This is a genomic window from Paracoccus lutimaris (assembly GCF_003337565.1).
GTDB classification, from domain to species: Bacteria; Pseudomonadota; Alphaproteobacteria; order Rhodobacterales; family Rhodobacteraceae; genus Paracoccus; species Paracoccus lutimaris.
This window is the reverse complement of the sequence record NZ_QPJL01000017.1, coordinates 1-13,897: the sequence shown is the minus strand read 5'-3', so window position 1 is coordinate 13,897 and position 13,897 is coordinate 1. Positions and strand designations below refer to the sequence as shown.

The 13,897-nt window shown below is 61.9% G+C and carries 15 protein-coding genes and 1 pseudogene; 10 read left to right on the top strand and 6 right to left on the bottom strand.

The window, feature by feature from the left end:
- Positions 1-40 precede the first annotated feature (40 nt).
- Entirely contained in the window at positions 41-1,690 is a 1,650-nt protein-coding gene (locus DFP89_RS14310; protein WP_114350077.1) for a phage tail fiber domain-containing protein, read from the bottom strand.
- A 183-nt stretch (positions 1,691-1,873) separates the two neighbouring features.
- Here DFP89_RS14310 and DFP89_RS14305 point away from each other — a divergent pair, with 183 nt between their 5' ends.
- From DFP89_RS14305 to DFP89_RS14295, 3 genes are all read left to right on the top strand, one after another.
- Positions 1,874-2,206, top strand: a complete 333-nt coding sequence (locus DFP89_RS14305; protein WP_114350076.1) for a carboxymuconolactone decarboxylase family protein — start codon at positions 1,874-1,876, stop codon at positions 2,204-2,206.
- Between the two features lie 162 nt (positions 2,207-2,368).
- Positions 2,369-3,232 carry a VOC family protein gene (locus DFP89_RS14300; protein WP_114350075.1) on the top strand — a complete coding sequence of 288 codons (864 nt, stop codon included), beginning with the start codon at positions 2,369-2,371 and terminating at the stop codon, positions 3,230-3,232.
- A gap of 74 nt (positions 3,233-3,306) precedes the next feature.
- Positions 3,307-4,287 carry a glutathione S-transferase family protein gene (locus DFP89_RS14295; protein ID WP_114350074.1) on the top strand — a complete coding sequence of 327 codons (981 nt, stop codon included), beginning with the start codon at positions 3,307-3,309 and terminating at the stop codon, positions 4,285-4,287.
- Here the strand turns inward: DFP89_RS14295 and DFP89_RS14290 are convergent.
- Together DFP89_RS14290 and DFP89_RS14285 are read right to left on the bottom strand one after the other, a co-directional pair.
- Positions 4,284-5,591 (bottom strand): NAD(P)/FAD-dependent oxidoreductase, encoded by a 1,308-nt coding sequence (locus DFP89_RS14290; RefSeq protein ID WP_281271208.1) that lies wholly within the window; start codon positions 5,589-5,591, stop codon positions 4,284-4,286. The genes DFP89_RS14295 and DFP89_RS14290 overlap by 4 nt on opposite strands.
- Entirely contained in the window at positions 5,591-6,940 is a 1,350-nt protein-coding gene (locus DFP89_RS14285) for a glutamine synthetase family protein (protein ID WP_114350073.1), read from the bottom strand. The genes DFP89_RS14290 and DFP89_RS14285 overlap by 1 nt, the downstream gene beginning before the upstream one ends.
- A gap of 131 nt (positions 6,941-7,071) precedes the next feature.
- Here DFP89_RS14285 and DFP89_RS14280 point away from each other — a divergent pair, with 131 nt between their 5' ends.
- Positions 7,072-7,755 (top strand): GntR family transcriptional regulator, encoded by a 684-nt coding sequence (locus tag DFP89_RS14280; protein WP_114350072.1) that lies wholly within the window; start codon positions 7,072-7,074, stop codon positions 7,753-7,755.
- Between the two features lie 68 nt (positions 7,756-7,823).
- Here the strand turns inward: DFP89_RS14280 and DFP89_RS14275 are convergent, their stop codons facing one another.
- Complete coding sequence (locus DFP89_RS14275; RefSeq protein ID WP_114350071.1) at positions 7,824-8,489, bottom strand: flagellar hook capping FlgD N-terminal domain-containing protein; 666 nt, start codon at positions 8,487-8,489, stop codon at positions 7,824-7,826.
- Between the two features lie 18 nt (positions 8,490-8,507).
- On the bottom strand, positions 8,508-9,566 hold the full coding sequence (gene fliK / locus DFP89_RS14270) for a flagellar hook-length control protein FliK (RefSeq protein WP_220269842.1): 1,059 nt from the start codon (positions 9,564-9,566) through the stop codon (positions 8,508-8,510).
- Between the two features lie 216 nt (positions 9,567-9,782).
- Between fliK and DFP89_RS14265 the strand changes: the two genes are divergently transcribed.
- From DFP89_RS14265 to DFP89_RS14240, 6 genes are all read left to right on the top strand, one after another.
- Positions 9,783-10,031, top strand: coding sequence for a rod-binding protein (locus DFP89_RS14265; RefSeq protein ID WP_245948757.1), 249 nt, complete (start codon positions 9,783-9,785; stop codon positions 10,029-10,031).
- A complete protein-coding gene (locus DFP89_RS14260) occupies positions 10,028-10,342 on the top strand; it encodes a hypothetical protein (RefSeq protein WP_114350069.1) in 315 nt (104 codons plus the stop codon). The genes DFP89_RS14265 and DFP89_RS14260 overlap by 4 nt, the downstream gene beginning before the upstream one ends.
- Positions 10,343-10,508: 166 nt before the next feature.
- The gene (locus tag DFP89_RS14255; RefSeq protein ID WP_114350068.1) at positions 10,509-11,351 is read left to right on the top strand and encodes a flagellin N-terminal helical domain-containing protein; all 843 of its coding nucleotides are present in this window, start codon (positions 10,509-10,511) and stop codon (positions 11,349-11,351) included.
- 70 nt (positions 11,352-11,421) lie between these two features.
- Entirely contained in the window at positions 11,422-11,790 is a 369-nt protein-coding gene (gene flaF, locus DFP89_RS14250; protein WP_114350067.1) for a flagellar biosynthesis regulator FlaF, read from the top strand.
- Complete coding sequence (gene flbT / locus DFP89_RS14245; protein WP_114350066.1) at positions 11,787-12,191, top strand: flagellar biosynthesis repressor FlbT; 405 nt, start codon at positions 11,787-11,789, stop codon at positions 12,189-12,191. Before flaF ends, flbT begins: the two co-directional genes overlap by 4 nt.
- Positions 12,188-12,997 carry a DUF1217 domain-containing protein gene (locus tag DFP89_RS14240; RefSeq protein WP_114350065.1) on the top strand — a complete coding sequence of 270 codons (810 nt, stop codon included), beginning with the start codon at positions 12,188-12,190 and terminating at the stop codon, positions 12,995-12,997. Before flbT ends, DFP89_RS14240 begins: the two co-directional genes overlap by 4 nt.
- 154 nt (positions 12,998-13,151) lie before the next feature.
- On the opposite strand, the pseudogene DFP89_RS14235 reads toward DFP89_RS14240, so the two are convergent.
- Positions 13,152-13,601, bottom strand: a pseudogene (locus DFP89_RS14235) (IS481 family transposase); the annotation flags it as partial.
- Positions 13,602-13,897 lie beyond the last annotated feature (296 nt).

The window sequence follows — 13,897 nt, the reverse complement described above, 5'->3', positions numbered from 1 at the left end:
AGCTATCCACGCATGGTCTCTGGCAGTCGCGGCGCGCGGCTTACAGCCCCCCACGGCCAAGCATGACCGCGACGGCATAGCCGGCAAGCGCGCCACAAATCGCCGCCACCGCCATCCGCAGCCGGCCCGAACGCGCACCCGCCGCGGGACGGGTTTCAGCCTTGAGCGCGGATGCCCCCTCGGTGCGGGCGACCGGGGCCAGGGTCCGGCCGGCCTGCTCCTCGGCGGCCTCGGCGCGGCGGATGTAATAGCCGATCTCTTCCTTGGCCGACTGAACGACATGGACCGCATTGGCGTCGGTGTCCCAACTGTCCCTGCCGGTCGCAGCCAGACTGACCACCCGCCGCCGTAGCGGATCCCGCGCCGCGATCCGCCGCAGCGCCGCATGCCAGGCGTCGCGCGCCTTGTCGATGCCTGCGCCATGCGGCCAGGGCAGCGTCATCAGCACCGGGGTGGCGGCGGTGACATAAGCGCCGATATGGTCGAAAATCTGCTCGAAATCGCGGTTTTCATAGGCCGGGGCATAGACGATGTCCGATTCGGTCGGCCACAGGAACACGCGATCGAACCGGCGGCTTGTGCCGTTCAGGCCAAGCGCCTCGAACGCCACCGCGACATTGGCCGCAAGCACCTGCCGCATGCGCGGCAATTGCTGGAACATGCGGATTTCGGTCCCCTGCGCGGGCGGCCAGTTCGCGGTCGCAGTGATCTGGATGTCCTGGCTGCGCCACGCGCCGTGCACCGTCGGCTCGGCGGTGCTGGTGAATTCGACATAGCAGGTTTCGGGATCGGCCACCGATTCGATTCGCGCCGGATAGAACGGGTTGGTCCCCAGGCTGGAGGTGTTGAGATAGCGCGCGGCACCGTCGCGATCGAACTTTGAATAGCGGATCTGGGTGCCGTCGGCATTCATCCCGACATGTCCCGGCCCGGGGTCTTCGCCTGTCGCGCGGGTCCAGTCATAGGGTTCGCCCACCAGCGCCCGGACGCCGGTGCCGCCCCGGCCGATGATGATCAGATACCAGTCCTCATCGGGCGTTGCGCGGGCGATCTCGGCGGCATAGGCCACCGGCAGGCGCAGGGGCACATCCCTGGCCGGCAGAAAGGCACTGCCGGTGGTGGCGCGGCTGTTGCCGGCCCAGGCGCCGCCGTTCCAGACGAAGAGGTTGGGCGGCGGCGCCTCGCGCCAGCCGAATTCGCCCGAGATCCCCGCGAAATTAGACTGGCTATAGGCGAAAAGGATGCGCCTGACACGCGCGCCCCGGGCAGCGCCATCGGCAGCCTTTGGCGCCTCCAGCCCTGCTTGCCTTGCGATCGCCGCGCCGCGCGCCGTCAGGACCTCGGCCCAAAGCTGCATGGCCGCATCGGAGCCGGCATCGATGGTGCCCTCCTCGATCTCCTCAAGGATATAGCTCAGCTGCCGGGACAGAAGACGCCGCGCGGGTTCGGCCAATACGGCCCCTTCGGCAAGATCGACCTGCGGCTGGCGCGGGGTCAGACGCCGGATCAGCACCGGAACACCCGCCCCTGGCGCCGGATCGATCTGGATGGAATCCTTGGTGACGAAACTGAACCGGGCGGGGCGTCCGTCGACGGATAGATCGACATGCGCGCGGTCGATATAGGGAAAGGCGAAATCAAAGATCGCCCGCGATCCGTTCCCCTGATGGGTGACGCTGGTCCTCGTCATCAAAAAAGCCTCGCATTGGCCGGGACACCGGATACCGTGCCGCGGATCAAGCGCTGTCTAGTCCCGCCGGCCGGATTTGACCAGCATCGCGCCGGTCCTTCGCAACGGTCGCGGTCTGGGGCATGATCGGGCCTTGCCGCCAGCGCCAGAAGGGCCGGGCCGAACCGCAAAGGACGCCATCCGATGACCGACGCACGGGACAAGCTGACAGCGATGAACGCGCGCGCCGCCGCGCTTTACAAGGCCGATCCCAAGACCATGGCCGCCTTTCGCGGGCTGATGACCGCCGCAGGGCGCGAGGGCCGGATCAGCCCGGCCATGAAAGAGCTGATCGCACTGGCCGTCGCCATCGGTCGCGGCTGCGAGGATTGCGTCATCTTTCACACCAGCGAGGCCAGATCCCATGGCGCCAGCCGCGACGAGCTGCTTGAGGTTCTGGCGGTCGCCATCGAAATGTCCGGCGGGCCGGGCACGGTCTATGCCGCCAAGTCGCTGGCCGCCTTTGACGAGCTTTAGGCAAGGGCGCAACTGCCGCAGCGGATGGAAAAATGCCCGATCCGCTCTAGGAGATCGCCCGCGCCGCGCTATACATCTTGGGCAAGATCGCGAATACGGCCATTCACGGCCCTGGGCGGGTCGCGATTCGCGGCAACGCCCGACGACAAGGGAAATGACTTCATGCCTCATCCGGTTCTTGGTATCGATCACGTCTTCCTGCTGGTCAAAGACCTTGATGCGAGCGCCGCGCAATTCCGACGGCTGGGTTTTACCCTGTCGCCGCGCGGGCTGCACAGCGCCGAAAAGGGGACGGCGAATTACACGCTGATCTTTGAACATGATTACTGCGAGTTGCTGGGCATCGTCGCCGAGACCGAGCGCAACCGCCCCCAGCGCGACATGCTGGCCGAGGATGGCGAGGGGCTGCGCGCCATCGCCTGCCGGATCGGAAGCGCACGCGAGGCCCGCAAGGGGCTGGCCGCGCTTGGCATCGCGACCGAGCCGGTCAGCGAATTCTCGCGCCCGCTCGCCTTGCCTGACGGCTCAAGCGGGCTTGCGGCCTTTGCCTCGACCGATCTTGCGGTTGATGAAGCACCCTCGGGCTATATGTTCCTGTGCCAGCACAAGACCCCCGACATGGTCTGGCGCCCCGAATTGCAGTCCCACGCCAATGGCGCGCAGGCGCTGGCAGGCATCGTCACCATGGCCAATGACACCGAGACACTGGCGCGGCGCTTTGCCCGGCTTTTCGCCGCAGGCCGGGTCCGCACCATCCCCGGCGGCCATGCCGTCGAAACCGGCACGCATTCGGCCCGCATCCTGTGCCTGACCCCGGCCGCCGCCGCCGCACGCTATGACGACAGCGCCGTGGCGGACACGCCGCCGCGCGGCTATGCCGCCCTGCAGATCGCCGTCACCAATCCGGCGGTGACGCGCGAATTGCTGATCGGCGCCGGCATCGCCGCCCATCGCGGCCCCGAGGGCGCGGTCTGGGTCGGCCCGTCCGATGCCTGCGGCACCGTTCTGGAATTCGTGCAAGGCTGATCCCCTCTGCCCTTGCCCGGACCCGGCTGCGGCCTATGTTCAAGGGGGCAAGCTCTGGAAAAGGGGATCGGACGATGGGTCAGCTGGTCGACGGCATCTGGCGCGATGAATGGTATGATACCGAAAGCACTGGCGGGCGCTTTCAGCGCACGGTGACCGCGCATCGCAACTGGATCACCCCTGATGGCAGCCCCGGCCCCAGCGGCGAGGGCGGCTTTCCCGCCGAAAGCGGGCGCTATCATCTTTACGTCTCATATGCCTGTCCATGGGCGCATCGGACGCTGATCTTTCGCGCGCTGAAGGGGCTTGTACCGCATATCGATATCTCGGTCGTGCATCCCGACATGCTGTCGGATGGCTGGACATTCGCCACCGATTTTCCCGGCACGACGGGTGACGGGCTGTTCGGCCTGCCCTTCCTGCGCGACATCTATGTCAAGGTAGATCCCCATGCCTCGGGCCGGGTGACGGTGCCGGTCCTGTGGGACAATATCCGGGGGCGGATCGTCTCGAACGAAAGCGCCGAGATCATCCGCATGTTCAATTCGGCCTTTGACGGGCTGACCGGCAATAGCGCGAATTTCTGCCCCAAGGACCGCCTGCCCCAGATCGACGCCATGAACGAGCGGCTTTACGGCACGGTCAATAACGGCGTCTACAAGGCCGGTTTCGCCACCTCGCAAGCCGGATATGACGAGGCGGTCGGCCCGCTTTTCCAGACGCTGGACTGGCTCGAGGGACATCTGGCCGCAAGCCGCTACCTCTGCGGCGCGCAGGTGACCGAGGCAGACTGGCGGCTTTTCACCACGCTGGTGCGTTTCGATCCGGTCTATCACACGCATTTCAAGTGCAACCGGGCGTGGCTGCGCGAATACCCGAACCTGTGGGGCTGGACGCGCGAGATGTATCAATGGCCGGGCGTGGCCGAGACGGTGCATTTCGACCATATCGTGCGCCATTACCATTACAGCCACGCGACGATTAACCCCTATCGGATCATCCCGATCAACCCGGTCATCGACTGGCTGGAACCGCATGGCCGCGAGGCCGTCTAGACCCCCAGCCGGTCGCGCAACCCATACCACCACGACCCCATGACCGAATAGGGCACGCGGAAGGTGCGCCCGCCCGGGAACGGGATCCATGGCAGGCCGGCAAAGACGTCGAAGCGCCCGGTATCGCCGCAGATCGCCTCGGCCAGAATGCGGCCAAAGGTATGCGAGCCGGTGACGCCATGGCCGGAATAGCCATGGGCGAAATAGGTGTTCTGCCCGATCCGGCCCATCTGCGGCACACGGCTGAAGGACAGCGCGAAATTCCCGCTCCAGGCATAGTCGATGCGGGTCTGCGCCAGTTGCGGGAACACCTTGACCATGTTCTTCCACAGCTTCGCGGTGATATCCTTGGGATCGGTGCCGCCATAGACCGTGCCGCCGCCGAACAGCAGCCGCTTGTCGGCGGACATGCGATAGTAATCAAGGATATAGCGCACGTCCTCGATGCAGGTATCGCTGGGCATCAGGGTCGCGGCCAGATCGCCCAAGGGCTCGGTCGCCATGATCTGGGTCGAGACCGGCATGATCCGCGATTCCAGTGCCGGCACGACATCGCCCAGATAGGCATTGCCGCAGATCACCAGCGTTTTCGCGCGAATCTCGCCCTTGGCGGTGCGCAGGCTGGGCCGCGCACCTTCGGTCTGGACCGAGGTCACCGGCGACATTTCAAAAATGGTGCCGCCCCGGCTTTCCAGCGCCGCTGCCTCGCCCAGGGCAAGGTTCAGCGGGTGCATATGGCCGCCCTTGCGGTCGATCATGCCGCCGACATAGCGATCCGAGGCGACATGATCGCGCATCTGATCGGCGCTCAGCATGTCCTGACTGTCGATGCCATAGCCGCGCCAGAGCTTCCAGCGTGCCTCGATCTCGCGCAGCTGCGCGTCGGTCAGCGCGGCAAAGACATTGCCGGGCTTGAGGTCGCATTGGATGCCATAGGTCGCCACCCGCTCGCGGATGATATCGCCGCCCTCGGTCACCAGCCCGGCGACGAAATTCGCGGTATCCTGACCATAGCGGGCGCGGATCGTCTGCAGGCTGGCATTCAGCCCGTTCACCACCTGCCCGCCATTGCGCCCCGAGGCGCCCCAGCCGATGCGCGCCCCCTCGACCACGGCGACCTTGTGGCCACGCTCGGCCAGATGCAGCGCGGTCGATAGCCCCGAATAGCCGGCGCCAAGGACGGCGATATCGGTCTCATGCGTGCCGGCCAGTTCGGCCCGCAGCGGCGCGGGATTGGCTGAAGCCGCGTAATAGCTGCCGGTGTGATCGCCCGTTCCGGCATAGGGGTGGCGCATCGCATTCATCAGACGGCCTCCATATAGGAATGGTATTCGAATTCGGTGACGTGGCGGGTAAAACGGCGCAGTTCCTGCAACTTGCATTGCACGAACATACGTTGCAGGCGGCGAGCATAGATCTGGGTCACATGCGGCCCGCGCGAGAATGCCTCGATGGCCGAGGCCCAGTCGGGCGGCAGGGTCTCGATATTCTGGGAATAGGCGTCGCCGGTGACGGGCGGCGGCGGCTCCCACTTGCCTTCGATGCCCAGAAGCGCCCCGCCCAGGATCGAGGCCAGCACCAGATAGGGGTTCGCGTCAGCACCCGCGACGCGATGTTCGATCCGGCGCGCCTTGGGGCTGCCGCCGGGAATGCGGACGGCCACGGTGCGGTTTTCATAGCCCCAAGCCACAGATGAGGGCGCATGTGCCCCCGGCAGAATCCGGCGGAAGCTGTTCTCATGCGGGGCAAAGACCAGCGCGTTTTCCTGCATGGTGCGGATGAGGCCCGCAACGGCATGGCGCAGAACCTCGGTCCCGTCCTCGCCGCCATCGTCAAAGATATTGCGCCCCTCGGCATCGTTCAGCGAGAAATGCACATGCATGCCCGAGCCAGCACGGTCGCCATAGGGCTTGGCCATGAAGGTCGCCGCAAAGCCGTGCTTGCGGGCGATACCGCGCACCAGCCGCTTGAACAGCACCGCATCGTCAGCCGCCTCAAGCGGGTCGGCGACATGCAGCAGGTTGATTTCGAACTGGCCGGCGCCGTTTTCGGAAATCGCCGCATCGGCCGGGATGCCATGGGCGGCGCAGGAATCATAAACTTCGTTCAGAAAGGCGTCGAAATGCTGAAGCTCGTCCAGCGACAGCGCCCCGTCCGAATCAAGCCGCTTGCCGGTCACCGGCGAACAGGGCGGCTGCGGCACCGCGCCCGAGGGATCGACGATATAGAACTCCAGCTCGGTCGCGACCACCGGGGTCAGACCCGCCGCCTTGAAGCGGTCGACCACCGCGGCCAGTGCCCGGCGCGGATCGCCCATGAAGGGGCGGCCGTTTTCCTCGCGCATCCAAAGCTGGGCAAAAGCCGCCGGGCGCGAGGTCCATTCCACCGGGCTGATCGGCCGGCCGGTGAAGTCGCACAGCCCGTCCGCGTCGCCCGTGTCGAAAACCAGCTCGTTATCCTCGATATCCTCGCCCCAGATATCCATGCTGAGCAGTGACAGCGGCATGCGCAGCGCGCCCGAGGTGATCTTGTCAAGCTGTTCGACCGGCACGCGCTTGCCCCGCATGATCCCGTTCAAGTCACAGATGCAGGCGAAGATCGTCTCGATCTCCGGTCGGTCGGCCAGCCAGGCCGGGGCATCTGCGGGTATCATCGGAGGACTCCTTAAAGGGGACAGGCAGGATGTTTGTGATATCATTTTTCATATTGCGATATCATTTTGACTTGTGTCAAGCCACCTGACGGGTCATCCTGCACTGCCTGCATCCGCCCCGGAGGTCCGTCATGCCCCAGCCAGCGCTTCCCGAAATCCCGCGCGATGCGGCGATGACGACTCAGGAATACGCCTATCTACGGCTGCGCAACGCCGTAATGACCGGGGCGCTGCAACCGGGTACCGCACTGACCTTCCGGGGATTGGCCGAGCAGCTCGACCTCAGTCCGACCCCGATCCGCGAGGCATTGCGGCGCCTGAGTTCGGAAAACGCCATAAAGGTCCTGGGCAATCGCAGGCTGCGCGTCCCCGAGATGACCGCGGGCCGGTTCGAGGAACTGGTGCAATTGCGCATCGCGCTGGAAACCCATGCCGCCATGCGGGCCTTTCCCTATATCTCGGATGTCGCCATTGCCCATCTGACCACGCTGGACGATGGCATGGACAAGGCCCTTGCCGAACGCGACCTCGACGCCCTGACGCGGATGAACCAGGAGTTTCACAAGGTGCTTTATGGGTTGAATCCCGACCAAGCCGCCTTGCCGCTGATCGAAAGCATCTGGCTGCAGCTAGGTCCGTTCCAACGCCAGGTTATCGAACATCTCGACGACTTTGCCGGCGCAGACCACCATAAGGAAATGCTGGTCGCGATGCGCAATCGCGACCTGTCTGCGCTTTGTAGCGCCATCGAAAACGATGTTCGTGACGGCTCGATCCGGGCAGGGCGCCGCATGCTGCAAGATACCGGCACCTGAACCACAGCACCGCCCAGACCGGCGAGAGGCTGACCGCTTGGCGTTCAAAGACGCAGCGGGACGCCCCATCATTCGCGCACTGCGGAAATGTCCTCCAACTCCGCCGTCGCCCCGCCCGTAAGGATCAGCCGCGGCGTACCGCCGACAAGCTCTGCGCCTGTCACCCGCGTGTAGACGCCAACATCCGAGGTATTGATTACCTCGCCATCCTTTGCCGACACTACCCGGAACTGATAGATGCCGGCAGGTAGCACATTGCCCTGGGCATCCCGCCCCTGCCAGTCGATCTCGCCCGAGCCAGCACCGATCTCCTCGCGCGACACTTCGTTGCCCCGGGCATCAAGCGTGATCAGAGTGACGGTATCGGCCCCGGCGGCCGGGTTGACGGTCATCGTCAACGGCGATCGATCGAACCAGACCGGAGCCGTGGTGCGGACGTCGCGCCCGATCCAGCCGGACAACTCGCCAAGCCCATTCGTCCCGCCGCTCAGTAGCTGTTGCAGCAGTGCATTGGTCTGAACCTGCTGCTCGACCCCGGAAAACGTTGCAAGCTGCACCGCGAACTCTGTTCCCTCCATGGGGTTGAGCGGATCCTGGTTCTTGATCTGCGTGGTCAGCATCTTGAGAAATGTCTCGAAGTCGCTGCTTGCGAATGCCGAGCCGGATGTGCTGGCACCGCTCGCCTGCCGCGCGGTCGTCGCCATGGATGACGTTGCGCTTACATTGTCCACCATTCTGGAAACCTCAAGTTTCTAAATTCTGATATCGATCCGCGCGCCCGAAATCGAACGCGGCGGGGCCTGCGGAGCCGGCTGTTCTGTCGATGACATTGCGCGGTCCTCGGCATGTATTGCCTGCGAAGTACTCTGCGCCGCCCCGTGCCGCCCCCCAGTCCCTGCATTATCCGCAAATGACAGATCGGCACCCGAAAATCCTGTATCGCGCAACTCTCGGGCTAGAAGGTCGGCATGGCGGCGCAGCAGATCCAAAGTCTGCGGATTGTCGGCATAGACTGCGACCGCTGGTCGTTCCCCGCCCAAGATGACCAATCGCACCTTGCCCAGCTCATCCGGTGAGAGGGTGACCTCGATTCGGTCACCATCGTGGTCGGCCGCATGAAGCGCTATCTGTCGCAGCACATTTTGCGGCGCATGAGCCGTGTTTCTCGCAGCAGTCGCCTGTGCCGCGACGTCACCCCTGGCGTCACTGCCGACCTGCACGCTGATCTCTGCCCTCATCCCGATCAGACTCTCTGTCGGACGCTGATCCGTCTCTTCGGTTGGCATGAGGCTGGGGGGCGAAGAGGTTTCAACGATCGGCAATGCACGGATCGGTCGATCCGCGACAGATACATCCAAATGCACGGGCGGCGGCTTATCAGCCCCGACCGCAATCTCGGCGCGAACCCTCTCGGTCGCAATGGCCGCACTCTCAGTCGGTCGGCCATCGGATCTAAAGGTGAAAAACGTCCCTTCGGGAGCCCCTTCGGCAAAGGCGGCCCGTCCTGCTGACAGGACGGGCTGTTCCCGCATCGGCGCCGCATCCTCAGCCACGACAGTCTCTATCGGCCGATCGTCAGCCGCCCAGAGCCCCGATTCCGACTCTACCCCATCAGACACGGCATCTGCTGCCGGAACCTCATTGTCCAACGCGAATACGCGATCATGAGGATCCGATGGCGGCGCCACCGGCGTCGTCTCGATATCGGCTACAACTGTCGACTCGTCCGTATCGGGCACTTCTTCGTCCTCGGCGACGTCCACCATAGCATCGTCACAGGCAACGATCTGGTCTTTCGCTTCTGGCGACATGAGCTTGGCGAATTCGGACCCGCCACAAGAGAGCTGTCCAGACCTCTCGGGACCTGTCCTGAACGGGGGGGAGCTTGTGAAACTGATACTGGACGGGGTCATAATCTCTTCATCCCAAGGCTTCCCGACTTCTAACAGCCTCTGGTTACCAAATATTTACTGCAAGCATGTATTTTACAGCCCATCGATGAACTTTTAACGAAAAATGGATGGCACATGCGCATCGAGACAAGCATGGCGGTTTCCACATCGCATCAGAAGTTGACGCAGGAAGCCGCAAACGGACTGGAGCGGGCATTTCTTTCTGAAATGTTAAAATATGCTGGCCCGAAGCCTTCAGAGGGAGATTTTTCGGGTGGCGTCGGGGAATCGCAATTCGGGAGCATGCTGACCGATGCCTATGCTGACGCCCTCGCCTCGCGAATCGACCTAGGCCTCGCCAAGAAACCAGGAGTAAAGCCATGAACGACGCTACTGAATACCTGAAGCAGGCACGGGTAGCGCTTATCGCATTCGAACCCGATAAAGCCGAGGAAATGCTTCGCAAATTCGAAGCCGAGCTGCAGAATCACCCCCTCACCGAGGATGCGGCAACGCGCTGCACGGCTGAACTTTCGGCAATCCGCGATCTGGCGGCTTCCGCACGCGAGGGAGTCTTCGCGGCTCAGCGCCAATTTCAGGAGATACTCAAACTATCCCGACATCTGGATGGATATGACAAAACCGGAAAGAAAACGACCGAGCAGGTCGGGCCGAGATCCACTCGAAAGTTTTGAATAAATATGTATATGTTATCTGATTGCATGATTGAGGAGGTTCAGGGTTTATTCACGATTGCCGGTTAAGACCGGTCACATGCTTCACCGCATCGGGCTGAAGCTCGCAGGTCAGAAGGCCTTATTCACGAAACCGGGCAAAACGCCCAGTCATTGGAGATAAAAAATGTCCAGCATTCTGACCAACAACAGCGCAATGGTTGCCCTTCAGACCCTGAAAGGCATCAACTCGAACCTCGCAAAGACGCAGGACGAGATTTCGACCGGCAAGAAAGTCGCCAACGCTCAGCACAACGCCGCTGTCTGGGCGATCTCGAAGGTCATGGAATCCGATCAGTCGTCTTTCAAGACCATCCAGAGCAACCTGAACCTGGCCGAAGCCGTCGTAACGACCGCCCGTACCGGCGGTGAGAAGATCCAGAAGCTACTCGACGAGATGAAGCAACTGGCCGCCGGCGCCGCCAGCGACGCGAACGACTACGCGACCATCAATGCGCAGATCGTCGCGAAGAAGGATCAGATCACCGCGATCGTTGACGCAAGTCAAATGAACGGGGTGAACCTGCTCAAGACCAACCCGATCCCTGGACAGACGGACTTCTCAGTCTTGGCGTCAATGGATCGGACCTCGGGCACGGCTGTCACTGCCAAGGTGTCGATCACTGTCGCATCCGTTGATTTCGAAGCTGATATCGAAGGCGCAACGGTCACCACGATCACCAGCCGTGCAACGGCGTTGACCGCAGTGGGCGAGATCGAGGCGCTGTTCACGATCGCGAAAGACGGTGTTGCCTTGCTGGGTACCGCCGCCAAGCGGATCAACGACCAGTCGAACTTCGTTGCGGATCTCGCCGACTCGCTGAAATCGGGTGTGGGCGCGCTTGTCGACGCCGACATGGAAGAGGCCTCTGCCCGCCTGCAGGCGCTGCAAACCCAGCAACAGCTGGGCGTTCAGGCCCTGTCGATCGCCAACCAGGCACCGCAGACGATCCTGGCGCTGTTCAAGTAATGACAACCACATAGGGCGCCACCTCTGGCGCCCTATGTTTCCGACTGCCTTCTAGAACAGGAATTCAGGCGTGAACTCTGCTTCATTTCTAAAGCCCCGCGCTCAATTCGGTTCGGACTATGTCCGAACTGATCGCGACAATGAATATACGGTGGTATCGCGTGTCACGCGCCTGCTCCAGAATGCACTGGACAGTGGCGACGATCTCGCGGCAATCCGCGCAACCCATGCCAATAACGAACTCTGGATCGCACTTGCCGCCGATCTGGCGTCTCCGGGAAATGCACTTCCCGACGAGTTGAAGGCCGGCCTGATATCTCTGGCTATGTTCTCGATCCGTCATGGGCACAAGGTTCTCGCCGAAAACGCGTCGATCGATCCCCTGATCGATATCAATATGCGAATCATGAAGGGTCTGCGCGGTGAGGTTCAGGAATGACTGGACTGATCCTGAAACTCGCGCCGAGCGAACGCGTTCTGATCAACGGGGCCGTGATCGAAAACGGCGATCGCCGCGCCAAGATCGCTATCCGCACCCCCAATGCCAACATATTGCGGTTGAAGGATGCAATTCACCCCAGCCTGGCGAACACGCCAGTTGCACGGGTCTGTTACATTTGCCAACTCATCCTGACGGGCGAAACCGATCCGACTGAGGGACATCAGCAACTTCTCACAGGGATCGAGCAGCTTTCGCAGGTGTTTCGCGATCAAGATAGCAGGGTGATCCTCAGCCGCGCCACCGATCACGTAATCTCGAGAAGCTATTACCATGCATTGAAACAGCTTCGTGAGTTGCTTCCGCGAGAGGCGCGGCTATTGGCCGCGAGACAGGCATGAGCTATAATATTCACGTCGGGAATGGCGGCTACCTGGGCTGGAAAATTCTCGAGCGAACCTCCGAGGCGCAAAAAACCGCATTCTCGAAAAGCGCGGAATTGCAAAGATCGCGCGACTACTTCGTCGAGAACATCTCGAAAGTGCAATCGGCGGAGGACTTGATAGGTGACTACAAGCTTCTCAGTGTCGCGCTGCGCGCATTTGGGTTAGATGATGATCTGAATAACAAGTTTTTCATTCGAAAGGTTCTCGAAGCGAATCCGCAAGACGAAAACAGTATTGTGAGCAGGCTTCCCGACAAGCGTTACGCGAACCTGAATGCTGCATTTGGTCTTTGGCATTCGTCCAGCGATGATACAAATACGCTGGATGCCGAGGCGATCACTGATATGTTCACAACCAGATCATTCGAGAAAAACATCGGTGCGCAGCATCAAGAGATTGAACTGGCACTTAATGCCAAGCGTGAACTGGCCGAACTCGCAGGATCCAACATCAGCAATGATACAAAATGGTTGCGGATAATCGGTTCCAAACCGCTTCGAAAGGTTTTTGAAGGGGCTTTCGGCCTCGGCCAAAACTTCGCGAAACTTCCGATCGACCGACAACTTTCCGAGTTCAAGGCCAAGGCAGAACGGCTGACGGGGAGTTCGGATATTGGCCAGTTCACCGATGGCGAGCAGGTAGAATCTTTGCTGAAGCGCTACCTCCTGCGGACGCAGATTGATTCGAGCACGAACACGTCGAAGTTCTCAACCGCCTTGACGCTGCTCTCTGCCGGACGCTCGCGCTCTCTTCTGTCGTAGGCAGGATTGACGTGCGCCGGCTTCGTTACGTGTCCACTTAACCTTCTTGGCTGGCGAATGACATGACGGCCTATATGGGTCTTCACCCCATGTTCCGATAATCGAGATGCTGTCGTTAGGTATTGTAATGGACCAGCCAGGCATCAAGATCGGCCTCGGCCGGCAGAAGCTTACTCGTTTCACTTGACTCCACATACCTTTCCCAGGAGCAGGGGGTCATCTGCTCCAGGAGTGCTGCCTGCTCGGGGGTGATCTCGACGACCTTCTCGGCCGTCTTCGCCTCCAGAGCCAGCATCGCTTCATCGCGGTTGCAACCATGGGCTGGGTGCGCCAGCGCCAATTCCCTGATCAGTTCGACCACCGGCTGCGGTTTCGTCTGCGGGTGCGACTTGTGGATCGGCGACAGGTCTTTCAGATCCTCGAAGCACTGCGTCTGGAACCGTCGTTTCGATTCATAGAAACTGGTCCGGTCCCCCCCCTGGCGCCAGGCCTTGGCGACGTTGCCAAGTTCCTTCGCCAGTTCCAGAACACTCAGGCGGCTCTACGCCAGCTTCGTGTCAGCGTCCCGCTTCTGCGGCCGCGCCGCCGTCGATGATCGTTCCAGAGACGAACCCTCCTCTCCATCTATCGCCCGGAGAAAAGGTTAAGCGGACACGTTACAGTCCGTTTCCGCTACAAACGGCCCGGCCACCGGAAGTTGCCACTGCCAACACTGCGCGACGGTCGGGCCTTGCAAGCACGGCGGCTGGTTGAGGCGATCCATTCGTCAGCCTAATGACGCGGAGTGTCGATTGAGGGCTGCGGCTGTTGATTGCCACTGAGATTTGACCCGGCATTGTCACCGAGAACTGACCCACCCAGTGGTTATGTTCTGCGTGTTATGATGGCGTCAATGCTAGT